General features: G+C 51.3%; 26 protein-coding genes, 1 tRNA gene, 1 other RNA gene, 1 pseudogene and 1 riboswitch. Of the genes and pseudogenes, 24 read left to right on the top strand and 5 right to left on the bottom strand.

Features of this window, described 5'->3' with window-relative positions:
• Positions 1–23 precede the first annotated feature (23 nt).
• From H6X83_RS11760 to H6X83_RS11700, 13 genes and pseudogenes are all read left to right on the top strand, one after another.
• Entirely contained in the window at positions 24–353 is a 330-nt protein-coding gene (locus H6X83_RS11760) for an ArsR/SmtB family transcription factor (RefSeq protein WP_212506664.1), read from the top strand.
• Positions 341–1,984: an FAD-dependent oxidoreductase gene (locus H6X83_RS11755; protein WP_212506663.1), complete on the top strand. Its 1,644-nt coding sequence runs from the start codon at positions 341–343 to the stop codon at positions 1,982–1,984. Before H6X83_RS11760 ends, H6X83_RS11755 begins: the two co-directional genes overlap by 13 nt.
• 120 nt (positions 1,985–2,104) lie before the next feature.
• Positions 2,105–2,293 (top strand): hypothetical protein, encoded by a 189-nt coding sequence (locus tag H6X83_RS11750; protein ID WP_212506662.1) that lies wholly within the window; start codon positions 2,105–2,107, stop codon positions 2,291–2,293.
• A 70-nt stretch (positions 2,294–2,363) separates the two neighbouring features.
• Positions 2,364–2,717: an ArsR/SmtB family transcription factor gene (locus tag H6X83_RS11745; protein ID WP_212506661.1), complete on the top strand. Its 354-nt coding sequence runs from the start codon at positions 2,364–2,366 to the stop codon at positions 2,715–2,717.
• Between the two features lie 45 nt (positions 2,718–2,762).
• Complete coding sequence (gene arsB, locus H6X83_RS11740; RefSeq protein WP_175391784.1) at positions 2,763–3,839, top strand: ACR3 family arsenite efflux transporter; 1,077 nt, start codon at positions 2,763–2,765, stop codon at positions 3,837–3,839.
• A gap of 23 nt (positions 3,840–3,862) precedes the next feature.
• The gene (arsD, locus tag H6X83_RS11735) at positions 3,863–4,255 is read left to right on the top strand and encodes an arsenite efflux transporter metallochaperone ArsD (protein ID WP_212506660.1); all 393 of its coding nucleotides are present in this window, start codon (positions 3,863–3,865) and stop codon (positions 4,253–4,255) included.
• A 144-nt stretch (positions 4,256–4,399) separates the two neighbouring features.
• Complete coding sequence (gene arsA / locus H6X83_RS11730; RefSeq protein WP_212506659.1) at positions 4,400–6,136, top strand: arsenical pump-driving ATPase; 1,737 nt, start codon at positions 4,400–4,402, stop codon at positions 6,134–6,136.
• Between the two features lie 73 nt (positions 6,137–6,209).
• Entirely contained in the window at positions 6,210–6,479 is a 270-nt protein-coding gene (locus H6X83_RS11725; protein WP_128742608.1) for a hypothetical protein, read from the top strand.
• 95 nt (positions 6,480–6,574) lie between these two features.
• A riboswitch (cyclic di-GMP riboswitch) is annotated at positions 6,575–6,666 on the top strand.
• Between the two features lie 410 nt (positions 6,667–7,076).
• Positions 7,077–7,526: a sigma-70 RNA polymerase sigma factor region 4 domain-containing protein gene (locus H6X83_RS11720; protein ID WP_128742609.1), complete on the top strand. Its 450-nt coding sequence runs from the start codon at positions 7,077–7,079 to the stop codon at positions 7,524–7,526.
• Between the two features lie 535 nt (positions 7,527–8,061).
• Positions 8,062–8,400: pseudogene (locus tag H6X83_RS11715) on the top strand (type II toxin-antitoxin system PemK/MazF family toxin); the annotation flags it as partial.
• 34 nt (positions 8,401–8,434) lie between these two features.
• Positions 8,435–8,767 (top strand): recombinase family protein, encoded by a 333-nt coding sequence (locus H6X83_RS11710; protein ID WP_212506657.1) that lies wholly within the window; start codon positions 8,435–8,437, stop codon positions 8,765–8,767.
• A complete protein-coding gene (locus H6X83_RS11705) occupies positions 8,764–9,081 on the top strand; it encodes a helix-turn-helix domain-containing protein (RefSeq protein ID WP_212506656.1) in 318 nt (105 codons plus the stop codon). Before H6X83_RS11710 ends, H6X83_RS11705 begins: the two co-directional genes overlap by 4 nt.
• Positions 9,078–10,325, top strand: coding sequence for a tyrosine-type recombinase/integrase (locus H6X83_RS11700; RefSeq protein ID WP_212506655.1), 1,248 nt, complete (start codon positions 9,078–9,080; stop codon positions 10,323–10,325). The genes H6X83_RS11705 and H6X83_RS11700 overlap by 4 nt, the downstream gene beginning before the upstream one ends.
• Positions 10,326–10,510: 185 nt before the next feature.
• Here H6X83_RS11700 and H6X83_RS11695 read toward each other — a convergent pair.
• Positions 10,511–10,599 (bottom strand) — tRNA-Ser (locus H6X83_RS11695).
• Positions 10,600–10,953: 354 nt separating this feature from the next.
• Here H6X83_RS11695 and H6X83_RS11690 point away from each other — a divergent pair.
• Both H6X83_RS11690 and H6X83_RS11685 read left to right on the top strand, forming a co-directional pair.
• Entirely contained in the window at positions 10,954–12,195 is a 1,242-nt protein-coding gene (locus H6X83_RS11690) for an ATP-binding protein (RefSeq protein WP_246419218.1), read from the top strand.
• A 61-nt stretch (positions 12,196–12,256) separates the two neighbouring features.
• Positions 12,257–13,489 carry a peptidoglycan-binding protein gene (locus tag H6X83_RS11685; protein WP_212506654.1) on the top strand — a complete coding sequence of 411 codons (1,233 nt, stop codon included), beginning with the start codon at positions 12,257–12,259 and terminating at the stop codon, positions 13,487–13,489.
• 52 nt (positions 13,490–13,541) lie between these two features.
• Here the strand turns inward: H6X83_RS11685 and H6X83_RS11680 are convergent, their stop codons facing one another.
• From H6X83_RS11680 to H6X83_RS11670, 3 genes are all read right to left on the bottom strand, one after another.
• Positions 13,542–14,426 carry a DegV family protein gene (locus H6X83_RS11680; protein ID WP_212506653.1) on the bottom strand — a complete coding sequence of 295 codons (885 nt, stop codon included), beginning with the start codon at positions 14,424–14,426 and terminating at the stop codon, positions 13,542–13,544.
• A gap of 145 nt (positions 14,427–14,571) precedes the next feature.
• Positions 14,572–14,764: non-coding RNA, 6S RNA (gene ssrS / locus H6X83_RS11675), on the bottom strand.
• Positions 14,765–14,770: 6 nt separating this feature from the next.
• Positions 14,771–15,082, bottom strand: coding sequence for a DUF1292 domain-containing protein (locus H6X83_RS11670; protein ID WP_212506652.1), 312 nt, complete (start codon positions 15,080–15,082; stop codon positions 14,771–14,773).
• Positions 15,083–16,424: 1,342 nt separating this feature from the next.
• Between H6X83_RS11670 and H6X83_RS11665 the strand changes: the two genes are divergently transcribed.
• A complete protein-coding gene (locus tag H6X83_RS11665) occupies positions 16,425–17,606 on the top strand; it encodes an NAD(P)-dependent malic enzyme (RefSeq protein ID WP_212506651.1) in 1,182 nt (393 codons plus the stop codon).
• Positions 17,607–17,649: 43 nt separating this feature from the next.
• On the opposite strand, the gene H6X83_RS11660 is transcribed toward H6X83_RS11665, so the two are convergent.
• Entirely contained in the window at positions 17,650–18,639 is a 990-nt protein-coding gene (locus H6X83_RS11660) for a YdcF family protein (protein WP_212506650.1), read from the bottom strand.
• Positions 18,640–18,895: 256 nt separating this feature from the next.
• Between H6X83_RS11660 and serC the strand changes: the two genes are divergently transcribed.
• From serC to ruvX, 8 genes are all read left to right on the top strand, one after another.
• Positions 18,896–19,981, top strand: coding sequence for a 3-phosphoserine/phosphohydroxythreonine transaminase (gene serC / locus H6X83_RS11655; protein ID WP_212506649.1), 1,086 nt, complete (start codon positions 18,896–18,898; stop codon positions 19,979–19,981).
• Between the two features lie 41 nt (positions 19,982–20,022).
• On the top strand, positions 20,023–21,180 hold the full coding sequence (locus H6X83_RS11650) for a phosphoglycerate dehydrogenase (protein WP_212506648.1): 1,158 nt from the start codon (positions 20,023–20,025) through the stop codon (positions 21,178–21,180).
• Positions 21,181–21,323: 143 nt separating this feature from the next.
• Positions 21,324–22,604 carry a dihydroorotase gene (locus tag H6X83_RS11645; protein WP_212506647.1) on the top strand — a complete coding sequence of 427 codons (1,281 nt, stop codon included), beginning with the start codon at positions 21,324–21,326 and terminating at the stop codon, positions 22,602–22,604.
• A gap of 374 nt (positions 22,605–22,978) precedes the next feature.
• On the top strand, positions 22,979–23,902 hold the full coding sequence (pyrF, locus tag H6X83_RS11640; protein ID WP_212506646.1) for an orotidine-5'-phosphate decarboxylase: 924 nt from the start codon (positions 22,979–22,981) through the stop codon (positions 23,900–23,902).
• Complete coding sequence (locus H6X83_RS11635; protein WP_212506645.1) at positions 23,899–24,660, top strand: dihydroorotate dehydrogenase electron transfer subunit; 762 nt, start codon at positions 23,899–23,901, stop codon at positions 24,658–24,660. The genes pyrF and H6X83_RS11635 overlap by 4 nt, the downstream gene beginning before the upstream one ends.
• A 12-nt stretch (positions 24,661–24,672) precedes the next feature.
• Positions 24,673–25,584: a dihydroorotate dehydrogenase gene (locus tag H6X83_RS11630; protein ID WP_212506644.1), complete on the top strand. Its 912-nt coding sequence runs from the start codon at positions 24,673–24,675 to the stop codon at positions 25,582–25,584.
• Complete coding sequence (locus H6X83_RS11625) at positions 25,578–26,249, top strand: histidine phosphatase family protein (protein ID WP_212506643.1); 672 nt, start codon at positions 25,578–25,580, stop codon at positions 26,247–26,249. The genes H6X83_RS11630 and H6X83_RS11625 overlap by 7 nt, the downstream gene beginning before the upstream one ends.
• Positions 26,246–26,665 (top strand): Holliday junction resolvase RuvX, encoded by a 420-nt coding sequence (gene ruvX, locus H6X83_RS11620; RefSeq protein ID WP_212506642.1) that lies wholly within the window; start codon positions 26,246–26,248, stop codon positions 26,663–26,665. Before H6X83_RS11625 ends, ruvX begins: the two co-directional genes overlap by 4 nt.
• Positions 26,666–26,732: the final 67 nt, after the last annotated feature.

The raw sequence follows: 26,732 nt of genomic DNA, 5'->3' as shown, positions 1-26,732 counted from the left end.
CAAAACTGGGAGGTGTACAGAAAATGAGATATTCCCACGCGGAATATGCCCCGGTGTTTAAGGCGCTGTCCGACGAAACGCGGCTGAAGATCGTCGAGATGCTTTCCTGCGGCGAAATGTGCGCCTGTGACATACTGGAATCCTTCAAGATCACGCAGCCTACTCTTTCCTACCACATGAAGATCCTGACGGATTGCGGCCTTGTGAACGGCAGGCGCGAAGGAGCTTGGATGAGGTATACAATCAACGTCAAAAAGGTTTCCGCCATAAAAAAATTCTGGGACGAAATCACATCGGAGCATCGGGATTGTATCTGTAATAATGTCGAGGAGGCAGGAAAATGCGAATCATAATCATAGGTGCAGTTGCTGCCGGAACTTCCGCAGCGGCAAAAGCAAGAAGGAACAGCGAAAGCGCCGAAATTGTCGTCTATGACAAGGACAGCTTTATTTCTTATTCCGGCTGTGGTATGCCCTATTACATCGGCGGCGAAGTCGAAAACGCAGACGAACTCACCCCACGCGATCCCGCGTTTTTCAAAAGTAAATACAATGTGGATATTTTGATCCGTCATGAAGTGCTCTCGATTAACCCCGATCAAAAGGTTCTGAAAGTCAAAAACCTTACCACCGGAGAGGTGTTTTCCGATTCGTATGACAAGCTGGTGATCGCAACCGGCGCGCAGGCGGTTGTTCCGCCGATCAAGGGCGCGGACGGACGACATATCTTTACCCTGCGCAATATCAACGACATGAACCGCATCAAGGTTTATATCGATGAAAACCGTCCGAAGCGTGCGGCGATCATCGGGACGGGCTTCATTGGGCTGGAAGTGTGTGAAAATCTGAAAAAGCTCGGCCTGGAGGCGACCCTGCTGGAAAAATTACCGCAGGTGACGCCGGGGCTCGACAGCGATATGGCCGTCTATGTACGGGACCATATCGAAAAGAACGGCGTTCCCGTCCTAACGGCCGTTTCTGTCGTGGAGATCACGGAAAGCGGTGTCATCCTATCGGACGGCAAAGAGATTCCCGCGGATCTGGTCCTGATCTCCGCCGGGGTCCGCCCCAACACAGTGTTGGCGAAGGCGGCGGGGATCGAACTCGGCGTCTCCGGCGCGATCCGCGTGAACACAAAGATGCAGACCAGCCAGCCGGAGATCTATGCCTGCGGCGACTGCATCGAGCAGTTTCATACGGTGACGGGGAAACCGGTTTACCGGCCATTGGGTTCCACTGCCAACAAGACCGGCAGAATCGCCGGTGACAGCATGACGGGCGGCGATCTGGAATTCAGAGGCATCCTCGGTACCGGAATCTTCAAAATATTTGATATGACGGTAGCGCAGACCGGTCTTTCCGAACATGAGGCGCTTGCTTTGGGTTATCAAGTCCAGGTTTGCCACAACATCAAGCCCAACAGGCCGGAATACATGGGCGGCCGGGAAATGGTCATCAAGGGAATCGCCGACCGCGTGAGCGGCAGACTCCTGGGTGCCCAGATTGTCGGGTATGAGGGCGTGGACAAGAGAATCGACGTGTTTGTGACAGCGATCACCTTCAAGGCGAAAGTGGAAGATCTTTTCCATCTCGATCTGGCCTATGCCCCGCCGTTTTCCACCACAAAGGATCCGGTGATGTACACCGGCATGATCCTGGACAACGCCATTCACAGGGGCAGGCCGCTGATTACGGCGCAAGAGCTCGATACCCTGGTGCAGTCGGGACAAAAGTATACGCTGATCGACGCCAGAGCTGCCGCTCAATATGAAAAGAATCATATTGAAACCGCGAAGAGCATCCCCCACGCCAAAGTGAGAGCCGCGGCCGAGTCGTTGGATAAGGACGCGATTACGGTTACCTACTGCAATAAGGGCGTAACCGGAAACGCAGCGCAGAACATCCTGATCAACGACGGATTTCAAAAAGTTTATAATCTCTCGGGAGGTCATAAGCACTACTGCAAAATACATTCAGAGAAATAAACCGGTATTATGTTCTTGTAACAAATAGTCAACGAGAACATATAGTATGCGTATATGAGCATCTAAGTATAAAAGCTTTAAAGGTAAATCCTATTTAACTGAAAGGAGGAGGATTTTGGTATGAAAAACGATTTGAGTATTAACAACTTCAATGGTGTTTCATACAGAGATGATATTTCTTTCAGTATTATTAACATGAACGGAATTACAAATAAGGATGATATTTCCTTAAGTGTTAATGACATGAACGGCGTTTCAAATAGGGATGATATTTCCTACAGTATAAATAAAATGAACGGTATTTTATAAGGACAATGTCCGGATTTGGCTACGATCCAGCCAAAAGAAACATATAAAGCTCATAGGAAGGGAGTTGTAAATGGTTGAATTTTTCAAAGCCCTGTCGGAGGAAAGCCGACTGCGGATTCTTTCTTTGCTGCTTGAACGGGAGATGTGCGTGTGTGAAATTGAAGCATCCTTAAAAATGACACAGTCCAATGCTTCACGTCATCTGACCGCCTTAAAAAATTGCGGAATTCTTGACAGCTTCAAAAAAGCACAATGGACTTATTATCGGATCAATAACTGCTTCAAGCGCGATAATGCTGAGCTTTGGGAGTATCTCCAGTATCACTTGAGGGAACTTCCAACTTACAAAATTGATCTGGCAGAGTATCAAAAGTGCAGCGGTCAAAAGTTATGTGACACGATTTCTCCACAACAGAAACATTGAGATTGCAATTCAAGTTTTTTAGTATGATATTTAGGGGCGATTATAATGAGTGATGAAAAAACACAAGGCATTGGTTTCTTTGAGAAGTATCTGACGGTTTGGGTGCTTCTCTGTATGGCGGCAGGCATTCTGATCAGTAAATTTCTGCCGGTAATTCCTGCATTTCTGGAAAAACTTCAGTACGCGCAGCAGAATATTCCGATCGCGATTCTGATCTGGATCATGATTTATCCCATGATGCTGAAGATCAATTTCCAATCCATTAAAAACGTGGGAAAGCATCCCCTCGGTATCCTCATATCGAGCGGGAGCAGTTGGGTGATCAAACCATTCCTGATGCTGGGGCTGGCAACTCTCTTTCTTAAAATAGTATTCAGCGCCTTTATCCCCGCCGACCTGGCACAAAATTTTGTTACAGGCGCGGTCCTGTTGGGGACGGCTCCCTGCACCGCGATGGTGTTTGTCTGGAGCAATCTCGCCAAAGGCGATCCAGCGCACACCCTTGTACAGGTTTCGGTCAATGATCTGCTGATTCTTGTTCTGTTTGTACCGCTGGTTTCCTTCCTGCTCGGCGTGAACAACGTTCAGATCCCTTGGGATACCCTTATTTTCTCAGTCGTGCTCTTTGTTGTAGTCCCTTTGGTCGGGGGTGCTGTTACACGAGTTACGATGATCAAAAAAATGGGAGAAACGGCTTTCAATGAAAAATTTGTTTCCAAGTTTGACAATGTAACGACGCTGGGCTTGTTGCTGACTTTGATCATTATTTTCTCATTTCAAGGCAACATCCTTCTGGAAAAACCGCTTTATGTCCTGATGATCGCCGTACCGCTGATCCTCCAGAATCTTATCTCCTCTACGTTTACCTATTTGCTGTGCAAATGGACAAAACAGCCGCACAATATAGCGGCGCCGGCATCCCTGATTGCCGCTTCCGACTTCTTTGAACTTTCAGTCGCGGTAGCAATCTCGCTGTTCGGCCCAAACTCGCCGGTCGTGCTGGCCTGCACTGTCGGCGTCCTTACGGAAGTCCCTGTGATGCTGATGCTTGTCAGAATCATTACGAAAACCAAAGACTGGTATTACAAAGGCTGGCATTCTAAACCTGCCGTTAACAACTAATTTTATTTTAGGAGATGTCTTATATGAAAAAAATGCAAATCTTTGAACCTGCCATGTGCTGCTCAACCGGCCTTTGCGGAGTTGGAGTCGACTCCGAGCTTCTCAGGATTTCGACTGCCCTGAATACACTCAAAAAAAACGGGATCAATGTTGAACGGTTCAATTTGTCCAACGCTCCGCAGCAGTTTGTAAACGATAAGACAGTCAACCACTTTATCAACACAAAGGGCGTTGAAGGGCTGCCCGTCACTGTTTTGGATGGAGAAATCGTGATTGCAGGCCGGTATCCGACCAATGAAGAATTTGCCAACCTGCTCGGCGTTCCGGAAACTCTGTTCGGCGGAAAGCCGAAGGCCGTTAAAGTTACTCCGAGAAGGTCAGGCGGATGCGGCTGCTCGGGAGGAAAGTGCTGCTGATTTGGTTCATACTTTCTGCTGAGAAAGAGATTTAGCACTTCTAACAAGATGATAGGAGCATATCTTCCCAAATCAGTTATGTGAATTTTTCACAAGGGACGAGGATGCTCCTTATCTTTTTATCGAAAATTGGAGGTTATCATCATGGAGAATTTTAATCCGCAATCGATCAGGTTGACAAAATATTTATTTTACACGGGAAAAGGTGGAGTTGGAAAAACATCGACGGCGTGTGCTACGGCCGTTACCCTTGCGGATAGCGGAAAAAAGGTCCTCTTAATCAGCACGGACCCCGCCTCGAATTTACAGGACGTTTTCCATACGGAGCTTACGAACAAAGGGGTAGCGATTAAGGAAGTCCCCAATCTGGTTGTTTCCAACCTCGATCCCATACAGGCAGCAGCAGAATACAGGGAAAGTGTCATCGGCCCCTATCACGGCAAACTACCTGATGCGGTGATTAAAAATATGGAGGAACAGCTTTCCGGTTCGTGCACGGTCGAGATTGCAGCCTTCAATGAGTTTTCAAAGTTCATCACGGATGAAACGGTGCGAAAAGGCTATGACCACATTTTGTTTGATACCGCCCCGACCGGGCATACCCTCCGAATGCTGCAACTGCCGTCTGCGTGGAGCAACTTCATAAGCGAAAGCACGCACGGAGCTTCCTGTTTAGGCCAGCTTTCGGGATTGGAAAGTAAAAAGGAAGTTTATAAAAAAGCCGTCAAAACCTTATCCGACGGGAATCAGACGACGCTGATTCTTGTTTCGCGTCCGGAAGAAGCACCTTTGAAAGAAGCGGAACGAGCATCCAGGGAACTGGCGGAGATTGGTATCAACAATCAAACACTGGTGATCAATGGTGTGCTAACTTCTTACGATGACAGCGTTTCCGAAAGTCTGTATCGGAAACAGCAGGATGCGCTTCTGAGTATCCCGCAACGCTTGAAAAAACTGGTCGCATACCGGATTCCGCTCCGAGCCTATAACATTACCGGAATTGACAATGTCAGGGCTTTTCTGACCCAGAATCAGTATAGGGTCCGCGATGAAAAAATCAGGGCTAAATCGATTCCTCATCTGGAAGATGTCATTGACGATCTGTATCGCACGAATAAGAAGGTCATCTTTACCATGGGGAAAGGCGGCGTCGGGAAAACCACCATTGCGGCTGCGATTGCACTGGGTCTTTCAAAAAGAGGCAGGAAGGTTCATCTGACCACCACAGACCCGGCCGGGCACCTGAAATCCGTAATCAGCGAGGCCAGCGGCATCACCATGAGCCATATTGATGAACAAGCCGAACTGAAAAAATATCAGGAAGAAGTGCTTACCAAAGCGAGGAAAACCATGTCCGCTGATGATATCGCTTATATCGAGGAAGATTTACGTTCTCCCTGTACGCAGGAAATCGCAGTATTTCGGGCTTTTGCTGAAGTTGTAGAGAAAGCGGAAGACCAGACCGTCGTGATCGATACCGCTCCGACAGGACATACCCTTTTGCTGCTGGATTCCACCCAAAGCTACAATCAGGAAATCAAACGCTCCCAGGGCGAAATCCCGGAATCCGCGAGAAAACTTCTGCCTCGCCTCCGCAATTCTGATGAAACCGAGGTCATTATTGTAACTTTGGCCGAGGATACGCCCGTCTATGAAGCACTGCGCCTTGAGGAAGATTTAAAGCGTGCCGGCATCGAAGCAAAATGGTGGGTAATCAATTCCTCCTTCTACCGGACCGGTACAACGAATCAAATACTTTCTGCGAAGGTGAGCAACGAAATCGAGTGGATCAACAAGGTGGATGAACATTCCAAGGGAAATTTTGCGGTAATTGCATGGAGCGCTGAGGAAATCGAAGGAGATAAACTGCTGACAATATAAGCTAACACTTTCCAATGGGACGATTGTGTCATTATAAAGATATCATAAAATGATAGAACTGGAGAAATGAAAGATGAAAATTACAGAAGAAGCAAAATCCTTGATTCAGGCGGCATTTGATTCCAATGATTGTGACTGTTTAAAAGTATCACAGCAGCAATCCTGCTGCGGCACATCCTTGCAATTTGAACTGATCAAATTGCAAGCAGGCGAGAAGTCCGTCTCCATTGACGGGGTCCCTGTTATGATGGATGACCAGACTCAAACAAGGACAGAGGCTGTGACACTTGCAGCTGAAAATGGCGAGCTGACCATTCAGGACGATCAGTCATGCTGCTGTTGATGGAAACAGTAATATGGAATCCCCCCATTCCCTGCAAATCACGTGCGCCTATCATACGGAAGCACAAGCCGAAAGATGTTAAAACAACAAAATAGTCAAACCAAGGGCAAACCCATTTAACGATGGGGACGCAAAGCCATAGGGTCTAAAGTGCGTAAAAGCGCGCTATGACAGCCTGGCTGCCGGAAGTCGCACTTGAAAGCTTGCCCTTTTTACGGGCAGGCTTTCATTGTTTTTATAGCTTCTGACGGATAATTTGAACAAAGATCATTCATGGCTCTGCTATGTCCCTTGGTGAAAGGGGAACCCATGAGTATTCTTTACTTCTTCCTTTTCCGGAGGTTGAAATAAAGACGGCGAATCCCGTACACACTCGCCTCCATTAACTGAATATATTCAAAAATCAGCACTTTGCCGTCCCGGGCAAAGTGCTGATTTTTTATTTTCGACAACAAAAGCCCCGCCTCGACCGCTAAAGAACAGTTTCGATTTTAAGCTCTTTTCTTTTTGTAGAAGCGTGTCGAATCGACATTGCCGATCCCCTCCGCTTGTTCTTCATTTCCGGATTTCAACAATCACGAAATGGAGGACAAGCTTATGGCAAAGTATCGGAGAAAAACAAATTACCGGGATAAATATCCCGATGTAAGCAAAGAAATTATCGAGGTTCTGGAGAAAAGCGACCGCCTGATGGAATACCAGCAGTACGACATCAAAGTCGAACGGTGCAGGATTGATTATGGCAGTGGGACCGTTACATACATTCCAAGCCGGGAGGACTCCTACGAGCGGCTTCTGGAGGAAAACAGACAGTTTGTCACCGAGATTGAAAGTGTTGAGGATGCCGCGATCAAGACGGTGCTGATCGGGAAAATGCTGGCCTGCCTCAAACATCTCGCCCCGGAAGAACAGGAGTTGATCACCGCTCTCTTTTTTATGGATAAGAGCGAGCGCCAGCTATCCAGAGAAACCGGGATCGCGCAGCGGACAATTCACGATAGAAAGGTAAAAATCCTGGCGGAATTAAAAAAACTTATGGGAAAATAAAAATTTATCCGCTCAACCCCCTCACTCAACGTGGAAATAAGTGAGGGGGTTTTACTCTTCCCTCATTGCTCTTTGAAAATTTCATATCCGGCAGCATAAATACATGATCTGTCCGGCCGTGATGAGCGGCAGCGACATTGACGGGCGCGCCAAGACTACCTGCGGATGGGTGACAGACATCCGTTGAACCGATGGCATCGAAGGCGACGAGCGGCAAAGCCCGGTTATAAAGCAGCCCGTGGTGGGTTGTTTCGCAATGAAACGGACAGTGCTAACGCTACTTCCGTCCAGCCACAGCCCCGCCTGAAAGCGGGATCACGCAATGGGGGCGGCTCGGTGAGAACCACGGAGAGGTGAAATCCCTATGGTGTTTGCTTAACCGGCAAACCATTTATGTTGCCGCCCTCGCTTCGGGAAGCAGTGCCGAATAGAAGCGTCCAATCGATAAAATGAAGAACAAGCTTTATATAGATTTGAGGGACAGCCATGTCAAAATGGCTGTCCCTTGTTACATACAGTGGCGGAGGTGCTCGGCATGAATGTGAGCAGAGGCGATATTTTCTATGCGGATTTGACGCCGGTAGTGGGCTGTGAGCAGGGCGGCGTCCGCCCCACCCTGATTATTCAGAATGACATTGGCAACCGATACAGCCCCACCGTAATCGTTGCAGCCATCACCAGCCGCATGGAAAAGAATCCTTTGCCTACCCACGTACCGTTGACGGGAGAGCAAATCGGACTCCGGCAGAATTCAGTCGTAATGCTGGAGCAAATTCGCACCATTGACCGCTCCCGCCTGCGCGCGTATCTGGGGCATGTTGGCAGCGAGTGCCTTCGGAATGTTGACGAGGCCCTGGGCGTCAGCCTGGGCCTTTTTATCAAACAAGCTGAGATAAAGGAGGAGCAGTATGAAACGAGCATGGCTTTATTGCCGTATAGACGCGCCGGAGGATCGAAACGGCGCACTGAAAAAGCAGGAAAAACAGCTTTATGATTTTGCGGAACAGCTGGGATATCAAATTGCCGGAGCAAGCGTTGATCTTGATCAGAATACTGAATTGGAGAAGCTGATACAGGCAGCCGCCATGGGACGTTTTGACATTCTCCTTGTCGACAGCCTGTTTCATATTCATCGCGACCGCCGTCAGGCGCTTGCCTGTGTGCGTGAATTTCAAAGTCTTGAGATTGAAGTTTTTTCTCCTTTGGAAGTTTATATCTCCGCAGGGGAGGGTTCGAAATGATTGCCGTTTCTGAACGAGTCTACCTCTCCATGTTCAAGGATGAGCCGGAAGTTCTCACCGTTCCCGAGGCCGCCAAACTGCTGCGAATCGGTATTAATCAAACCTATCGCTTAGCACGGAACGGCCAATTGGGAAGCATCCGGATCACCAACAAGGTGCTGGTTCCCAAGCTGTCCGTTGTGGCGTTTCTGGTCGAAAATAACCCGTGCAGGTTTGTACCGTTTGACACCTGGCTTTCTCCGTCCGAGTGTGGTATTGTGTGTACTGCCGACGGCAGTACCGGAGAAAATCACGTGAAAGGAGAACGGAAATGAAACGAATTACAGGCCGTTTGGCCACGAAAAATCAGAAATGGTACGCCGTATTAAATTTGTATGACACAGAAGGAGTCCGCAAGCAAAGATGGGTCAGTCTTGACCTAGAGGACAAGCGCGGCACGAAAACGGAAGCCAATCACCGGCTCGCCGAGGTGTTGGCGCAGTACAACGTCGGGGATTTATACCTTCAGGAAAACATGACCCACGCGGAACGGGAACGCAACCGGATCGCCAATATGTTGGTGGAAAATTATCTTCCGGAATGGCTGGAGCAGCACAAGCCCAATATTTCAAGCTCCACCTACCTGAATTACAAGAGAATGATCAACGGAAGGATGACAGCTTTTTTCAAGCCGATGAAGCTCAAGGTAAAGGAGGTCACCGGCGACGAAATCAACGCCTACTACACGACGATCCGCTCCGACGGGCTGAAGGGCACGACGGCACAGCGCCACCACGCCATGCTGCACAGGGCTTTCCAGCAGGCGGTAAAGCGGCGCATCATTCCCACCAATCCCTGCCTGCAAGCGGACAGGCCCAAATCCGTGCCGTTCATTGGCAGCTACTACAACGCCGAGGAACTGAAGGAGCTTCTGAACTGCGTCGAGGGGGACCCGATCCGCTTGGTCATTATGCTAGCGGCCTACTACGGCCTGCGCCGCAGCGAGGTGCTGGGGCTGAAATGGTCGGCGGTAGATTTTACCGCCAAGACGGTCAGCATCCGGCACAAGATTCTGGAGGAGGAAACCAAAAGCGGCGTTGTGCTCAAGGGCTACGATGTGATGAAAACAAAATCCTCCTACCGCACCCTTCCGCTGATCCCTCACATTGAGGAGGAGCTTCTGGCGGAGCAGGCAAGACAGGAGGAAATGCGAAAAGTCATGCGCGGCGTTTACGACAAAAAATATTCGGAGTACATATGCGTGGACGCGCTGGGCGGCCTGATTACCCCGCAGTATGTCAGCAGTCATTTCCAAGTCATTCTGAAAGAAAACGGGCTTCGGAAAATCCGCTTCCACGATTTGCGGCACAGCTGCGCCTCGCTCCTGCTGGCAAACAATATCCCCATGAAAATGATCCAGGACTGGCTGGGGCACTCCGACATGGCGACCACCGCCAACATCTACTCGCACATCGACAGCTCCAGCAAGCTGACCAGCGCAAACATGATTGAAGAGGTGCTTGGAGTGACCGAGGAAGAGGAAAATCCAGAGAGTCGCAAGGGCAAAAATCCGGAATAAATTCTCCGCAAATTCGAACCCTCGCAACGTGCTTATAACGCAGGAGACTTTTCCATCTTGCAATTTTCTTGCAGGAAAGCCGCAAACCCGCTTGCTCCAATTTCCTCGCAAGTGGGGGAAGCAATGCAAAAGTTGGCATAAAAACGTCCTAAAAGACCAGAAAAGCCGGACTTTTAGGACGATTGTGGCGGAGAGGATGGGATTCGAACCCATGTGACGTTGCCGTCAAACTGATTTCGAGTCAGCCCCGTTATGACCACTTCGATACCTCTCCATGTATTTTCAACCGATTGCTCGGTGAAAAGGCGATATTCAGTTGATTGCAAAATTGCAAGAAAACTGCAAGATGAAAATTAAAACTACTGTAAAACCAGAGCCGCAAACCCGCATGAATACAGGCTTTGTCGAACCTGTCCCATCGCTGACCACACGCGATTTCGAGTCAGGCCCGTTATGACCACTTCGATACGCTTCCGTGGTCTTACGCTGCGTCTGCACGCAGAATATACTTATTTTATAGAAAAGGGGAAAGAATGTCAAGAGGAAGCTGGGGCAGACGCTTGACGATTTGTGTCGATTTATGTACAATGATACTATCCGTACCAATGAGGGAATGGGGGATTCGGACATGAATCGGATGAAACAGGCGGCGGAAGCGATGGCTTCGCTTTCAATTTACAAGGGAATTCTGCAACGCACGGTGCCTAAGGCAATGTATCGGCTGTTGTGGGCACATGACCGCGAAACTTTTCTGCGCGCGTGGGGCGATTTTTTTGCGGTGCTCTGTGAGCGGAACAGCAGCGAAACATTTGCGGAACATTTGACCAGCACAGCGCTGTACGATGAAAATGGTTTTTCGCTGGCGGCGGCAGCGGGAAACGATATATTTGCACCGGCTATGATGGATGCAGTACAGCGTGACCTACAGATTATCCTGTGCCTTGCGGCAATGACACCGGATGACCTGCTGGACAGCTGCGGTTACGAAGATTTGCCGCCTCTGCCACGCTGGAAATGTGGCAAACCGGTGAAAATGCTGGACGGCACCCCAAACGAATATATTCCTCGCATGACAGAGTATTACCGGAAAAACGGCTGCGGCATGTATGCCCGCTACCGTGCGTTTATTTGGCGCGACAAAAAAATTCTGCCGGTTGCCCATCCCGACCCCCAGCACATGGAAGATCTCAAAGGTTACGAAGTGCAGCGCGGTATGGCAGTGGACAACACAGTGGCATTCCTGCGCAACCTTCCGGCAAACAACTGCCTGCTGTACGGCGACCGCGGCACTGGAAAATCCTCTACGGTAAAGGCACTGCTGAACGAATATTACACGGAGGGTCTGCGCGTAATTGAGATGCCAAAGGAATATCTGATGGACTTTCCGTATCTGGTTGACCAGATTGCCGCGATTCCTATGCACTTCATTATTTTCATCGATGACCTTTCTTTTTCTCAGCAGGATGGTACTTATGCGGCGCTGAAGTCTGTTTTGCAGGGTGGACTTGCGGCAAAGCCCGCCAATTCTCTGATTTATGCGACCTCTAACCGCCGTCATTTGCTGCGTGAAAGCTTTTCCGACCGTGAGGGGGACGATGTGCACCGCAATGACACCGTGCAGGAATCCCTTTCCCTTTCCGACCGCTTTGGCTTGTCTATTAACTTCATTAACCCGGACAAGGCACATTTTCTGGACATTATTGCCCAGCTGGCGCATCAGCGCAAGATGGACGAGTATCTGCCTCAGCTGGAAGCCGGCGCGGAGCGTTGGGCGACCGTGCACGGCGGACGTTCACCCCGTGTGGCACAGCAGTATATCTGTGATGCGGAAGCAAAGGTTCGTCTGGGGCAGTCTTTGGATGATATGTGACCTGTTCCGGATGGCAGCGTCTTTGTGGGCACTGCTTTCAGGAAGGAGTAACTTAAGAATTATGCTGAAAAAACTGACGGCTGCACTGCTGTGCGCCGCCTTGACTGCTGCAGTCCTGACCGGCTGCGGTTTGCCGTCCGCAAACACGACTTCCAATACGGCTAACGCAAATGACTGGCCAGCACAGGTGAATGGCGTTACCGTCAGCGGAGCGCCCAACGGAGTAGTTGTTGTTTCCCCGAACCTTGCGGACGTGGTGCTCTCCCTTGGCTATGAAACCAAGTTGAAAGGGAAGAGCAAGGACTGCACACAAGAGGCGCTTTCTACTTTAGCGGATGTTACGCTGGATGACGCGCAGCAGATTAAAAATCAGGGTGCGGCGCTGGTGCTGACTGACCAGAAGCCAACGGAAGTGCAGCAGGCGGCTTTGGACAAGGCCGGTGTGCAGGCTGTTACCATTCCCGCGGCAACGAGCCGTGCACAACTGGAAACGCTTTACACAGCGGTTGGCACTGCCGTGATGGGGAAAGTGACCGGCGCGGATCGCGGCAAAAAAGCTGCGCAGAGCGCACTGCTGACGCTTGACTCCATTACGCGGCTGGTACCGAAATCCACCACTGTGACAACAGGCGTTTATCTTTATGACATAAACGGCGGTGCCGCTACCGGTGACACCATGGCCGGAACTTTGCTGGAAGCAGCTGGTATTACAAATGTTGCGGGCAGCGGCAAAAACAGCAAAATGGAGCTTGCAGCGCTGAAAACTGCAAATCCAAAGTTGATTTTCTGCCCGACCGGCTTAAAGGATATGCTGTATAAAACGGACGGTTACAAAGACCTTGCGGCGGTAAAAAGTCAGAAGATCTACGAAATGAACCCCCTTCTGATGAAAACGCAGGGAGAGGGCATGATCAGTGCGGTAACCTTTATGGCTGGTACCGCTTATCCGGAACTGCTGAAAACGACCTCTGCGGCTTCCGGTGCTTCGGCGGCAAGCGGTTCTATCATTCCAAACAGTTCCATTCCGGCAAACACAACGCTGAAAAAGGACGACCAGAATGATTATGTAAAAGAGCTGCAGAATCGGCTGAAAACACTAGGCTATCTGTTTGTGAACGCGACCGGACTTTACGGTGACGGTACGGAGCAGAGTGTGAAAGATTTTCAGCTTTATAATGGTCTGGACACGACTGGCGTGGCGGACCCCAAAACGCTGACAAAGATTTTTGCAAAAAATGCGGTTCCGCGCACGGATAGTTCCGGAATTACCGATAATCCAAACGGTGAAGAATAAAAAAATGCCCGCCGTACCACTCTATGGTATGGCGGGCATTGCTATGTTCGCTTTAATCGCGGTCTTTAGCTACGTAAAAAATGCACATGGCATTTGCGCCGGTGTGCGCACCAATGACCGGACCGAGCTGATGGGTAATGATTTTCTGCGGCTTAAAGCGGGATCTTACTTCTTTTTCCAGATATTTTGCATCTGGCATACAGTCGGCATGGACAATAAATACGGTCTGCAGAGAAGTGTCCTGCGTAAAGCGGCTCGCCATTTTGTCCAGCAGATTGTTCATGGCCTGCCGGCGGCCGCGTACCTTTTCCCGCACGATGAGATGCCCCTCCCGGTCAATCTGCAAAATCGGTTTGATACCAAGCACGGAACCGACCAACGCAGCCGCGCTGCTGACGCGTCCGCCACGTTTCAGATGGTTGAGGTCATCCACCATAAACCAGCCGGAAATACAGTAGCGGTACAGTTCAACCCATGCTTTCAACTCATGCAGGCTGAAATTGTTGTCCCGCTGTTTGCAGCAGGCAAGGTACACCAAAAGTCCCTCGCCCAGTGTAGCGGTCAGGCTGTCAACACCTTCTATGCAGCGCTGTGGGTACTGACTGCGCAGGGATTCCATTGCTTCACAGGCGCGCTGCCAAGTACCGGAAAGGCCGCTGGAAAAACCGATGTAAAGAACGTCCTGTCCCGCATCCAGATAAGGGCGGAAAGCATCTTCAAAGTCGGCTTCGGTTATTTGTGCAGTGGTGGCCCATTTGCCGCCGCGAAGCGCATTGTAGAAATCCGGTTCACTGTACTCACGGCAGTCGGGGTAGTCGCGGTATTCAATTCCGTCCATCATAAAGGGCATGGGGATTACGGCCAGATGAAGTTTTTCCACCAGTTCAGCGGGCAGGTCGCAGGTTGCATCGGTGATAATTTGATATGATCTGTCCATAAAATGGACGGCCTCCTTTGCGGGATACAATCAAGCAATTTACTGAACATCATACCACACCGCGAGAAAAATGTCTACCGGGGGCGAAAAGAAAGAACCGCCGCAGATGCAAAAAGATGCAAACTGCGGCGGTCCCTGAATTTCATAAAAGCCCGCCTGGCCGTAAAGTGCAGAAATAACCTGCCTACGAAAGACAGGTGGGTGCCCTCCCGACGGACTCATGCTCCCATCGTCCGGCCTAAAGGCCGGGAGGTCTGCATTCCGCCGCCGGAGCCGGGCTCCCGATTTAAAATTGTAGGGTTATTCTTAGCACAGGTCCGCGAACCAGGCAGGGAGAAACCGAATTATTTATCTTCGAAAGCTTCGCCTTCATCGGAGTAAAGGTCTTCAAAATGAGCTTCAAACTGCGCTGCCAAAGAGTCCAGCAGTTTATCATCCTCTACTTCTGCCAACTCCTGCTCACCGTTTTCAGTGATGCTTTGGAAAATGTAATAGGTTCCTTCGTCCTCTACCTTTTCCTGCGCGTCCTCAAAGGTGGGCAGCAGAGCATAAAAAGTACCGTCGTCATTGTCGATTACATCCAGGACTTCAAATTCGTGCTCTTTGCCTTCCTCATCCACCAGGGTGAGTAGATCGGCTCCAAATTCGTCGCTCATTATAGAGTTCCTCCAAAAGGCCGGAAAATAACCGGCATATTTTTCTTCGTACCGTAAAAAAAGCAGCTGTCGGCGGGTGCTTTGCCGACTTTGCTTTTGCATTTATTATTGTACACAGCTAAGGGCGGGAAGTCAAGAAACAATTTTTAGTGGACTTGCTGTTTTTTATAAAAAAATTTTAAAAAGATCAAAAAAAGTATTGACATTGTATATTGGCTCGACTATAATATAGACAGAAACAAGGAAGCGAGCAAACAAAAACCCAGCACCGCACCGCAGGGGATTTCCCAAAAAGGTTTTCCAGAGCGGTCAGTGCACCAGAGGGAACGGGAGCCGCGGAGTTGTTTCGGAACGAAAAGCAAAATAACCTGCTGAAAAAGCGGGAAGAAAGGAGCGAGTCCCATGGGCGAAGAACCAATCGGCAGTTTGCAGCAGCACGGTCTGTGTGGCTGCGCTGCGTAAATAAAAACGACGGAGCAGTTCCCCAAGGAACCGAAAGGCAGCCGGTAGGCTGCACTACAGAAATGCCGAAGGCGTCCAAATGAGTTTTGTGCTCCCTGCAAAACGGCGGAAATCGGGAGCAGGCACAAAGATGCCTGCCGTCCGAAAAGTAAGCCGCAGCGGCACACAGAAAATGAGACGTTAGGCAAAGGAGCTTGAGTCCAATGGACAGTGTAAGGTTTACATTTCGGCGGTTCTGAAAGCAAGGCTCAGGCAGGCACAGGGTACTGACTGGCAAGGCAATCATCCGTACGAAAACAAATTTTTACAGGCGCCGATACAGTAACGGAAAGGATTTGAGTCCAAAATACAGGATAAGCGGTTGTGCAAATTCCTGAAAGGATGGATGTTCGTTACGAAAGAGGCAAAGCAGAATCAGTTGACCGGGTGATCTGGAATTGGCAGCCCCAAAGTTGAGGCCTTACTTCTAAGGCAGCCCGCGCAAGGGCTTTCGAACATGGGATGCCACCAATACAGCAGTAGAAAACACCCGCAGAAAGCTGAATGTACATAGGACTATAAGGGTGAATCCGATGCAGTAACCATTAAATTGCTCAGGGCAATTTCGCATAACTGAAAGAAGCGGTTTCGGCGCAGCCAGACGTGGCGCGCCGGAGCCGCTTTTTGTGCTGCAAAAGATTCCGCTTTTCCGTCCTCTGCGGGTATAATACAAATAAACGAAAAGGTAACATAACAGACGCGATTGTTTTGCAGGAAATAAAGTGAAATTATTCGTTTTTAACATTGCAACCTGTGCCATTTTGTGGTACTGTATCAATATGCAGAAATTATGAATAATACAATCCGTATATAATGAACTAAAAAATACATGGAGGATATTATGGACGTTAAAGAAGAAGCAATGAAAATGCACGCACAGTGGGCCGGAAAGCTGGAAGTGAAGTCCCGCGTGCAAATTCAGGACAGCCACGACCTTTCCATTGCCTACACGCCCGGTGTTGCACAGCCCTGCCTTGCTATCCAAAAAGACCCGTCACTCAGCTATACCCTGACTCGCCGCTGGAACACCGTTGCGGTGATCACGGATGGCACGGCTATTCTCGGCTTGGGCGATATTGGCCCGGAGGCCGGCATGCCGGTGATGGAAGGCAAATGCGTGCTGTTTAAGGAATTTGCCGATATTGATGCAATTCCGCTGTGCCTGAAAACCAAAGATGTAGATGAGTTGGTGCGCACCATTTACCTGCTTTCCGGCTCTTTCGGCGGCATTAACTTAGAGGACATTTCCGCGCCGCGCTGCTTTGAAGTGGAACGCCGATTAAAGGAACTCTGCGACATTCCGGTGTTTCATGATGACCAGCACGGCACTGCAATTATTGTTGGTGCTGCGTTGATGAATGCGCTGAAAGTGACTGGCAAAAAAATCGGTGAAATCCGCTGTGTAATTAACGGCGCGGGCAGCGCGGGCATTGCCATTGCAAAGCATTTGATGCGGCTTGGCGTTAAAAATCTGACACTTTGTGACCGCTTTGGCATGATTTGCGAGGGCATGGAGGGTTTGAACCCTGCTCACGAGGAAATGAGCCACGTTACTAATTTGGAACATAAAAAAGGCACCCTTGCGGATGCCCTTGTGGGTGCGGACGTGTTTGTTGGCGTTTCCGCTCCCGGCGTACTGAAACCGGAAATGATTAAGAGTATGGCAAAAGACCCAATCGTGTTCCCGATGGCGAATCCGGTTCCGGAAATTATGCCGGAGGAAGCACTGGAAGCGGGCGCGGCAGTGGTTGGAACCGGCCGCTCCGATTTTCCGAACCAGATTAACAATGTGTTGGCGTTCCCCGGTATTTTCCGCGGTGCGCTGGATGTGCGCGCTTCCGATATCAATGATGAGATGAAAACTGCGGCATCCTTTGCGATTGCCGGAATTATTACCGATGAAGAGCTGTCAAAAGAGTGCATTCTGCCGAAAGCGTTTGACAAACGGATCGTGCCGGCAGTGGCAAAGGCAGTCGCGGAAGCGGCAATTAAGAGCGGTGTGGCGGCAGTGCAAAAAAAATGAGCGGCTTTTCGCCGCCCTATCATTATGGTTTTGCCAGCTTTGCTTACACAAACAGATGGTGAATGTTCAGAATCTGCACCGGCAGGGCCAGAAATTCGCGCATGATGCTGACGGCGCGGCAGCTGTCCGGCGTTTTTGCCGGTACCGGGTAACTTTGCAGACTGGCATTTTTCGCAATCAGACGGGCGCGGCAGGTGTGATAGTCATCAGTAACGATTGCCGCTGACTTTGCGCCTTTTAAGAGCTTAGCAGCATTTTTAATGTTTTCCTCAGTATTTATGGATTTGTCGTCCAGCAGGATGCGACTGTTGTCAATTCCTTTGGCAGTCAGGCCACGCCGGATGCATTCCGCTTCGGAAATGGATTCACCGCCACCTTTGCCGCCGCACGCCACCGCCTTGGACTGCGGATTCTTTTTTAGCCACGCGGCAGCGGTGTCAATGCGTATCTGTAAATCTGTATTCGGTTTGGTGCCGTTTACTTGGGAGCCAAGTACCAGTACGGGGGTGCCATTGGGGGCAGCCGGCCCTTGCGCACCAAAGTACATATTCAGACCGAGGTACAGGCACACGAAGCCTACAATCAGGTACAGAAACGCAAAAATGCTGGAAATTACGTGTGTCGCGGGGAATTTGCGCAGCAGAGGCCACAGCACACAGCCAATGATTCCGAAAAGGGAGATGCCGCAGAATAGCCAGCTGCCAATGTTCATAATGTTAAACTGCCGGACGGCGGATATAATAATCCATCCAAAAAGCACAATCAGTGCAATGCGCAAAATCCAGCCAAGCGCAGGGAAACGCCCAGCAGCATTTTTTAGGCTTCCCCACAGTGCAATCACCAAAGACACAACTGCCAAGGTGATCCACAGCGGAAACAAAATATCCATTTCCGGTGTCACCGTTTTCCAGTTGATTTGTAACTGGAGGCCGCGCACAATGGTGAAAACGGCAAAGGCTGCCGCCAATAGCAGACCCGGCAGAAGCAGCTTGCTGCCGGACGAATTCTCTTTTGCAGGTGCATATCGACTCATAAGTTCCTCCCACCCGCCGCAGTCAAATTTTGTAAAAATACGGTCAGGCTTTTACAGTCAGTATAGCACGCCAACAAACGGATAACAACGGAATCGGCACTTTATTTTACCAAGTGAGGGAAACGACACTTTTTGTAAGTGAAGCTTGACTTCATCATTTTAAAGCGATATAATTTAATTTAATTAGTTCCGGAACAGCGGAAAACATCGCTGCTGCCGTTGCTAACGCATAAAAAGAAATTGGAGGTTCAGTCGTATGAAACGTGTGTACAACTTTTCTGCCGGTCCTTCCATGCTGCCTGAGGAAGTTCTCCGCAAGGCTGCAGATGAAATCCTTGATTACAAGGGCTGTGGCCAGTCAGTCATGGAGATGTCCCATCGATCTAGTGTGTTCCAGGGCATCATTGACCGTGCGGAGTCCCTCCTGCGCGAAGTAATGGGCATTCCGGACAACTACAAGGTGCTGTTCCTGCAGGGCGGCGCTTCCAGCCAGTTTGCAATGATTCCGCTTAACCTGATGGTGAATTCCCACAAGGCGGACTATGTGCTGACTGGCCAGTGGGCAACTAAAAGCTGGAAGGAAGCTTCCCGCTACGGCGAAACAAGGGTGATTGCAAGCAGCAAGGATAAAACTTTTACGTACATCCCGAAGCTTGACCCAAAAACCTTTACGCCGGACGCGGATTATTTCTACATCTGCATGAACAACACAATTTACGGTACACTGTACCACACTCTCCCCGAAACCGGCAAGGTGCCGCTGGTGGCGGATATTTCCTCCTGCATTTGCAGCGAGCCGCTGGATGTCAGCAAATTTGGGCTTCTGTTTGCGGGCGCACAGAAAAACCTTGCGCCGGCCGGTCTTACCATTGTGATTGTCCGTGAAGATTTGGTTGGTCACGCACAGGAGATTACTCCAACCATGTTCAACTACAAAACCCACGTGGACGGCGGCAGCATGTTCAACACACCGCCCTGCTGGACGATTTACATCTGTATGATGGTGCTGGATTGGATTCAGAACACCGTCGGCGGTTTGGGCGAAATGCAGAAGCGCAATCAGAAGAAAGCAAAGCTTTTGTATGACTATCTGGACAACAGCAAGCTTTTCCGCGGTACCGTTGTGCCAGAGGACCGCTCCCTGATGAACGTTCCGTTTGTTACAGACAGCGATGAACTAAACGCAAAGTTTGTGAAGGAATCCACCGAGGCTGGCTTTGTTAACCTGAAAGGTCACCGTACTGTCGGCGGTATGCGTGCATCCATTTACAATGCGATGCCTTATGAGGGCGTTGAAAAGCTGGTTGACTTCATGGATAAGTTTGAAAAAGCAAACGGCTGAAAACAGAAACTGCTTGAGAATGAAACAGGAGAGTCTGATTTATGTATAAAATTCAATACTTAAATAAAATTTCCCCGGCAGGCACCACCCGCTTCGGGGAGAACTACGAAACCGGCGAAGCCGTGCAGAACGCGGACGCGATTATGGTTCGTTCCGCTTCCATGCATGAGATAGAGCTGCCCAAAGAACTGCTGGCGATTGCGCGTGCGGGCGCAGGTGTCAACAACATTCCGTTGGACAAATGCAGCGAACAGGGTGTTGTTGTTTTCAACACCCCCGGCGCAAACGCAAACGCGGTAAAGGAACTGGTGCTGTGTGCACTGCTGCTGACTTCCCGCAAAGTGGTTCCCGGCATTGAGTGGTGCAAAACTCTTTCCGGCGACGACGTTGCAAAGCAGATTGAAAAGGGCAAGAGCCAGTTTGTCGGCCCTGAAATCGCGGGCAAAAAGCTGGGCGTAATCGGTTTGGGTGCCATCGGCATTCTGGTGGCAAACGCGGCAAACAGCCTTGGCATGGAAGTTTACGGCTATGACCCGTTCCTTTCTGTAGATGCCGCGTGGGGTTTGTCCCGCTCAATTGTGCATGCCCGTTCTCTGGATGAAATCTGGGCAAACTGCGACTACATTACGATTCATGTGCCGCAGACGCCGGATACCAAAGGCATGATTGGCGCAGAAGCACTGGAAAAAGCAAAAGACGGCGTACGTGTGCTGAACTTTGCGCGCGGCGGATTGGTTGATACCGGCGCAATGCTTGCTGCAGTGAAGAGCGGCAAGGTTGCCGCCTATGCAACGGACTTCCCGGCACCGGAAATGATTGGTGTGGAAAATATCATTGCGGTTCCGCATCTGGGTGCTTCCACGCCGGAAAGTGAAGACAACTGCGCACGCATGGCCGCGGATGAACTCAAGGATTATCTTGAAAACGGCAATATCTGCAACAGCGTCAATATGCCGGCAGTTTCCATGCCGCGGGAAAGCAGCGAGCGCATCTGCATCCTGCACCGCAACGTGCCGAACACCATCAGCAAGTTTTCCGGTAAAGTGGCAAGCCTTGGCATCAACATTGAAAATATGCAGTCAAAGTCCCGCAAGGACTATGCATACACCATTCTGGATGTGACCGGCGTGGTTACCCAGCAGGCAGTGGAGGAACTTTCTTCTTTGGAGGAAGTTATCCGCGCGCGTGTAATTCGCTAATCCAATAAGCAGAAAAAGAAATGGACCGGGTTCCGGCAGAAATGCCGCGCTCCCGGTTCATTTTTTTGCGCGGCGGGAAAAGCCCTGTCTTTTTAGCATAAAATATTGTATAATACAAAACAGAATGACAAGGAGGGCTTGGCATGAAAATCTTGCTGAAAAACGCGCATCTGGCGGACCCGGAGCGCAGTTCCCCGCAGACAGGTGACTTGCTGCTGGAGGATGGACGCATTGTTGGTGCCGGCGGACACATCACTGTGGAGGGTGCGGAAACTGTGGATTGCACCGGCCTGACTGCCGCGCCGGGGCTTGTGGATATGCACGTCCACCTGCGTGACCCGGGCTTTACCCAAAAGGAAGACATCCTTTCCGGATGCCGTGCGGCGGCGGCGGGCGGCGTTACAACGCTTCTGTGTATGCCGAATACGCGCCCTGCGGTCGATGAACCGGATACTGTGGCTTATATTTTGGAAAAGGCACAGCAGGCAGATGTTCATGTATGTGTGGCGGGTGCCCTGACTATGGGGCTGGAAGGAAAGAAGCGCACAAACCTGCAGCAGATGTTCAGTGCTGGGGTGACTGCATTGTCAGACGATGGCCGCCCGGTCGAAAACAGCCGCCTGATGGCAGAAGCAATGCAGGAAGCGGAGAAGCTGGATTTGCCAGTGCTCTGCCACTGTGAGGTGCCTGAGATTACTGCAGGCGGAAAAATCAATGACGGTGAAGTCAGCCGGGAACTGGATGTGCCCGGTGTGCCGCGTGCTTCGGAGGAATGCGGCACGATGCAGGTGCTGGCGCTTGCGGAAGCTTTCGGTGTGCCGGTGCATATCTGCCATGTCAGCACAAAAGGCAGTGTAGCAATGATTCGCAGTGCAAAGAAACGCGGGGTGCAGGTCACCTGCGAAACCGCTCCGCATTATTTTGCTTTAACGGAGGAAGTCCTGCGTCAAAAAGATGCGGACCTGCGCATGAGCCCGCCGCTGCGTACTGAGGAAGACCGCCACGCAATTATTGAGGGACTGCGGGACGGTACCATTGACGCGATTGCCACCGACCACGCCCCGCATACACCGGAAGAAAAAGCGGACTTTCTAAAAGCGCCAAGCGGTGCGGTCGGCATGGAAACAAGCCTTGCGGCTGGGATCACCTATTTGGTAGAGCCGGGGTATTTAACGCTTTCACAGCTTTTGTATAAAATGAGCGCCGCACCGGCAAAGATTCTGCGCCTGCCGTTTGGCGGTTTGATGCCGGGCGCGCTGGCGGATCTGGTGCTTTTTGACCCGCATGAGGCGTGGACGGTAAATCCCGAAAAGCTGCACGGCAAGAGTAAGAATGCGGTCTTTAAAGGAATGACCCTGCGCGGCAAAGTGAAACGAACCTACTGCGGCGGAAAACTGGTGTTTTGCGACGAATCGGAAAGATAAAGGCTGCTTTTCGGCACTCATAGTTGCTTTCTGTCGCTTTCTTAGAAAGCGACCGCAGCGCCACGACCTGAGCACTTGACTGTAAAGCTCTTAGTATCCTCAGAAGAGCTAGAGAGGTTTGGGGGCCTGCGATAGAGGCCCCCAAGGTCTTAAACTTTGGCTGCTGCAAAGTTTCGGTTAAGGTCAAGACCTTTGGGAGCCTTCCTTGCAGGCTCCCAAACCCGCGAGCGCTTCTTAGAATACTAAGGTCAAAGACCGCGGCGGGCTTCGCCCCCGCACCCCTACCGCCCTTGAAAGGGCGGGCGGAACTTTTAGTGAAAGAGCCATTCATTACAATTCGTAAAAAACAAATTATTTATAACAGGGAGTATATTATGGACAGACTGATAGAAGCAATCCGCGCAAAGAAAAACCCCACCGTTGCCGGCCTTGACCCGAAGCTTGCCTATATCCCACAGTTTATCCGCAGCGCTGCCTATGAGCAGTTCGGCAAAACACTGGAGGGTGCCGCAGAGGCAATTCTGCAGTTCAATATGGGCCTGATTGACGCGCTGGCGCCGATTGTTCCGGCGGTCAAACCGCAGTGCGCCTATTATGAGCAGTACGGTTGGCAGGGGATGCGCACACTGGACGCTACCATTCGCTACGCACAGCAAAAGGGCTTATATGTGATTTTGGACGGCAAGCGCAACGACATTGGTACCACCATGGAGGCTTACGCCAAAGCACATTTGGGTACAACGGAAGTAGAGGGCCAACAACTGCCGGTTTTTGACGGCGACGCGCTTACCGTGAACCCGTACCTTGGCACAGACGGCATCAAGCCGCTGCTGCCCATCTGCACTGAGCGCGACAAGTCCATTTTTGTACTGGTAAAAACCAGCAATCCCTCTTCCGGCGAGCTGCAGGACAAGGTGTTTGCGGACGGCAAAACGCTGTATGCGTCGGTTGGTTCCCTCTGCGAAAGCTGGGGCGCTCAAACGCGCGGGCAGTTCGGCTACAGCCGCGTGGGTGCGGTTGTCGGTGCGACTTACCCGGCACAGCTTGGGGAACTGCGCAAAGCACTGCCGCACACATTCTTTTTGGTGCCGGGTTACGGCGCGCAGGGCGGCGGCGCAAAGGATGTTGCACCGGCATTTGACGAACGGGGCTTGGGCGCCGTCATCAACGCTTCGCGCAGTATCCTGACAGCGTGGCAGAAAACCGGTGCGGACGAAAAAGACTTTGCAAAGGCCGCCGCCGCAGAAGCGGTGCGGATGCGGGACGACATCGTTTCTGAAATCGGAGGGATACAATGAAGTACGATACAGAATTGTGTACTATTTTGGAAAAGCGGCAGCTGACCGCGGACATTTTTGACATGACGGTTTCCGCGCCAAAACTTGCGCCGCTGGCGAAGCCGGGGCAGTTTGCACAGATTCTGGTGCCGGGCAAAACCCTGCGCCGCCCGATTTCGCTGTGCGGCATCGGCAAAGATACCCTGCGTTTTGTGTTTCAGGTGCGCGGCGAGGGAACGAAAGTCCTTGCTGAACTGCAGGCAGGGGACAGCATGGATATTTTGGCGCCGCTGGGGAACGGCTTTCCGGTGGAAACTGCGGGTGCGGACAAACACGCTGTCTTCGTCGGCGGGGGTATCGGTGTGCCGCCGCTTCTGGGTGCGGCTTCTGCGTTTTCCGGCGAAAAAACAGCAGTGCTGGGTTTTCGCGGCAAGGACGCAGTCATTTTAATGAAAGACTTCGTTCATGCAGGCTGTGAAGCGTTTTTGACAACAGATGACGGCAGCTTTGGCGTACACGGCTTGGTAACGGATGTGATGCAGAACCTGACGTTTGACGTCTGCTATGCCTGCGGCCCGGCGCCGATGCTGCGCGCGGTGGTGAAGCTGTGTGCAGAGCGGAACGTGCCGTGCTATGTTTCTATGGAACAGCGTATGGCGTGCGGAATTGGCGCATGCCTCGGCTGTGCGGTGGAACTGCGGCGGGAGGACGGCAGCAGTTATTACGGCCATGTGTGCAAGGACGGCCCGGTCTTTTCCGCTGACCGCGTGGTTCTGTAAAGGAGGGGCAGTATGGCAGATTTAAAAGTGAAAATTGCAGGTGTGCCGTTTGAAAACCCGCTGATTGGTGCCAGCGGCACAGTTGGCTTCGGGCACGAATATGCGGAGTTTTATCCGCTTTCCACTTTGGGCGGCATTTCCTGCAAAGGCATTACGCTGAAAGAACGCCCCGGCAATCCGCCGCCGCGCATTGCGGAAACGTCCGCCGGAATGCTCAATTCCGTTGGGCTGCAGAATCCGGGCGTGGAACATTTTATTAGGGAAGATTTGCCTTGGCTCAAGCAGCAGGGAACAGCAGTCATTGCCAACATCGCCGGCAGCACACCGGAGGACTACTGCGCCATGGCAGAGCGCCTTTCCGGCACCGATATTGATATGATTGAGCTGAACATTTCCTGTCCGAACGTCAAGGCGGGCGGCGCGCAGTTCGGCGTGACCCCGCAGGGAGTGGAGAGCATCACCGCCGAAGTGCGTAAGCACTGCACAAAGCCGCTGATGGTCAAGCTGACACCGAACGTGGCGGATATTGCAGAAAACGCGGCGGCGGCGGAAGCGGCGGGCGCGGATGCGGTTTCCTTAATCAATACGCTGACCGGTATGCGCATTGACATTCACACGCGGCGGCCGGTGCTGCGCAACAACACCGGCGGCATGAGCGGCCCGGCGGTGTTCCCGGTTGCCGTGCGGATGGTGTGGCAGACGGCACAGCGGGTGAAGATTCCGGTCGTGGGGCTTGGCGGCATTTCCACCTGGCAGGACGCTGTGGAAATGATGCTTGCCGGTGCGGCGGCATTTCAGGTAGGCACGGCATTTTTTACTGACCCTTATGCGCCGGTGAAAATCCTGAAAGGGCTGGATGAATACCTGAATCAGAACAAAATTGCAAGTGTAACAGAACTGACTGGAAAGGTGAAACCATGGTAACAGTTTATTTGGTAAGGCACTGTGCAGCGCAGGGAAATGTGGACGGAACCTATCAGGGCCGTTCCGACAGCGATATTACGGACATCGGGCGCAAGCAACTGGAGCTGGTGGCAATGCGTCTGCGCAACGTGCCGTTTGCGGCAATTTACAGCAGTCCGCTGAAACGCGCCCGCGCTACAGCGGACGCCATCAATCAGTACCATCATGTACCGGTAACAGAGGACGAAAACCTGATTGAAATCGATGTCGGTGAAATGGAAGGCATGAAGTGGGAAGACCTGCCCAAGCGCTTTCCAAAGGAAGCTAATTTGTGGGTGAACCATCTGGAAAACTTTGTTGCCCCGCAGGGCGAAAGTATTGCGCAGGTGGCAGACCGCATGTGGAACGGCGTGAACGCAATCGTACAGAAAGAAAATGAGCCTGGCAAAGAAAAAACTATTTGCCTTGCAACGCACGGCTGTGCTCTGCGCTGTTTTCTGTGCAAAGCAGAAGGCTGGCCGCTGGAACAGGTTGCAGAGGTGCCGCTTTGCGACAACACCGCCATTTCTGAAGTGCGCTTCGCGGATGACGGCAGCTGCACTGTGGTGCGCATGGGCGATGCTTCCCATTTGGCGGAGGGACTCTCTGTTTTAGGCGGCATGGGCTGGGAGAAAAAGCAGGCATGAAGATACTCGGAATCGACCTTGGTCACGCACGCACAGGCTTTGCCGTTAGTGATGAAAGCGGCTTTTTAGCTTCTCCAATCGGCGTTGTGCCGTCTTATAACTGGGAAAAGCTGCTGCCGGTGGCGGCGGAAAAAATCAAGGAAACCGGTGCCCAAAAAGCAGTTGTCGGTCTGCCGAAAAATATGGACGGGACCGAGGGCGAAAGCGCACAGAATGCGCGCGCTTTCGGCGAAAAACTGGAAGCACTGGCGAAGGTGCCGATCATCTTCTGGGACGAGCGCTGTACAACGATTACCGCACACGGCTACTTGAATGAAAGCAACGTGCGCGGCAAAAAGCGCAAAGCCGTGGTGGATGCCGTTGCCGCAACGGTGATTTTGCAGGGGTACTTGGACGCAGAAAGGCTGAAAAAGTAAAACGCTTTGAGCGCTGCTTTTGCAGCGTTGCCGACAGGTTTTACTTGCTTTGGCCTTGGGCGCTGTG

The organism is Caproicibacterium amylolyticum (assembly GCF_014467055.1).
Classification (GTDB): domain Bacteria; phylum Bacillota; class Clostridia; order Oscillospirales; family Acutalibacteraceae; genus Caproicibacterium; species Caproicibacterium amylolyticum.
Note: the sequence above shows the minus strand (reverse complement) of the source record. Positions and strands in the feature narration are given on the sequence as shown.

Bases quoted from the DNA above. Each gene is read 5' to 3' on its own strand.
- H6X83_RS11760 (WP_212506664.1), top strand. From the start codon at position 24: ATGAGATATTCCCACGCGGAATATGCCCCGGTGTTTAAGGCGCTGTCC.
- H6X83_RS11755 (WP_212506663.1), top strand. From the start codon at position 341: ATGCGAATCATAATCATAGGTGCAGTTGCTGCCGGAACTTCCGCAGCG.
- H6X83_RS11750 (WP_212506662.1), top strand. From the start codon at position 2,105: ATGAAAAACGATTTGAGTATTAACAACTTCAATGGTGTTTCATACAGA.
- H6X83_RS11745 (WP_212506661.1), top strand. From the start codon at position 2,364: ATGGTTGAATTTTTCAAAGCCCTGTCGGAGGAAAGCCGACTGCGGATT.
- arsB (WP_175391784.1), top strand. From the start codon at position 2,763: ATGAGTGATGAAAAAACACAAGGCATTGGTTTCTTTGAGAAGTATCTG.
- arsD (WP_212506660.1), top strand. From the start codon at position 3,863: ATGAAAAAAATGCAAATCTTTGAACCTGCCATGTGCTGCTCAACCGGC.
- arsA (WP_212506659.1), top strand. From the start codon at position 4,400: ATGGAGAATTTTAATCCGCAATCGATCAGGTTGACAAAATATTTATTT.
- H6X83_RS11725 (WP_128742608.1), top strand. From the start codon at position 6,210: ATGAAAATTACAGAAGAAGCAAAATCCTTGATTCAGGCGGCATTTGAT.
- H6X83_RS11720 (WP_128742609.1), top strand. From the start codon at position 7,077: ATGGCAAAGTATCGGAGAAAAACAAATTACCGGGATAAATATCCCGAT.
- H6X83_RS11710 (WP_212506657.1), top strand. From the start codon at position 8,435: ATGAAACGAGCATGGCTTTATTGCCGTATAGACGCGCCGGAGGATCGA.
- H6X83_RS11705 (WP_212506656.1), top strand. From the start codon at position 8,764: ATGATTGCCGTTTCTGAACGAGTCTACCTCTCCATGTTCAAGGATGAG.
- H6X83_RS11700 (WP_212506655.1), top strand. From the start codon at position 9,078: ATGAAACGAATTACAGGCCGTTTGGCCACGAAAAATCAGAAATGGTAC.
- H6X83_RS11690 (WP_246419218.1), top strand. From the start codon at position 10,954: ATGAATCGGATGAAACAGGCGGCGGAAGCGATGGCTTCGCTTTCAATT.
- H6X83_RS11685 (WP_212506654.1), top strand. From the start codon at position 12,257: ATGCTGAAAAAACTGACGGCTGCACTGCTGTGCGCCGCCTTGACTGCT.
- H6X83_RS11680 (WP_212506653.1), bottom strand. From the start codon at position 14,426: ATGGACAGATCATATCAAATTATCACCGATGCAACCTGCGACCTGCCC.
- H6X83_RS11670 (WP_212506652.1), bottom strand. From the start codon at position 15,082: ATGAGCGACGAATTTGGAGCCGATCTACTCACCCTGGTGGATGAGGAA.
- H6X83_RS11665 (WP_212506651.1), top strand. From the start codon at position 16,425: ATGGACGTTAAAGAAGAAGCAATGAAAATGCACGCACAGTGGGCCGGA.
- H6X83_RS11660 (WP_212506650.1), bottom strand. From the start codon at position 18,639: ATGAGTCGATATGCACCTGCAAAAGAGAATTCGTCCGGCAGCAAGCTG.
- serC (WP_212506649.1), top strand. From the start codon at position 18,896: ATGAAACGTGTGTACAACTTTTCTGCCGGTCCTTCCATGCTGCCTGAG.
- H6X83_RS11650 (WP_212506648.1), top strand. From the start codon at position 20,023: ATGTATAAAATTCAATACTTAAATAAAATTTCCCCGGCAGGCACCACC.
- H6X83_RS11645 (WP_212506647.1), top strand. From the start codon at position 21,324: ATGAAAATCTTGCTGAAAAACGCGCATCTGGCGGACCCGGAGCGCAGT.
- pyrF (WP_212506646.1), top strand. From the start codon at position 22,979: ATGGACAGACTGATAGAAGCAATCCGCGCAAAGAAAAACCCCACCGTT.
- H6X83_RS11635 (WP_212506645.1), top strand. From the start codon at position 23,899: ATGAAGTACGATACAGAATTGTGTACTATTTTGGAAAAGCGGCAGCTG.
- H6X83_RS11630 (WP_212506644.1), top strand. From the start codon at position 24,673: ATGGCAGATTTAAAAGTGAAAATTGCAGGTGTGCCGTTTGAAAACCCG.
- H6X83_RS11625 (WP_212506643.1), top strand. From the start codon at position 25,578: ATGGTAACAGTTTATTTGGTAAGGCACTGTGCAGCGCAGGGAAATGTG.
- ruvX (WP_212506642.1), top strand. From the start codon at position 26,246: ATGAAGATACTCGGAATCGACCTTGGTCACGCACGCACAGGCTTTGCC.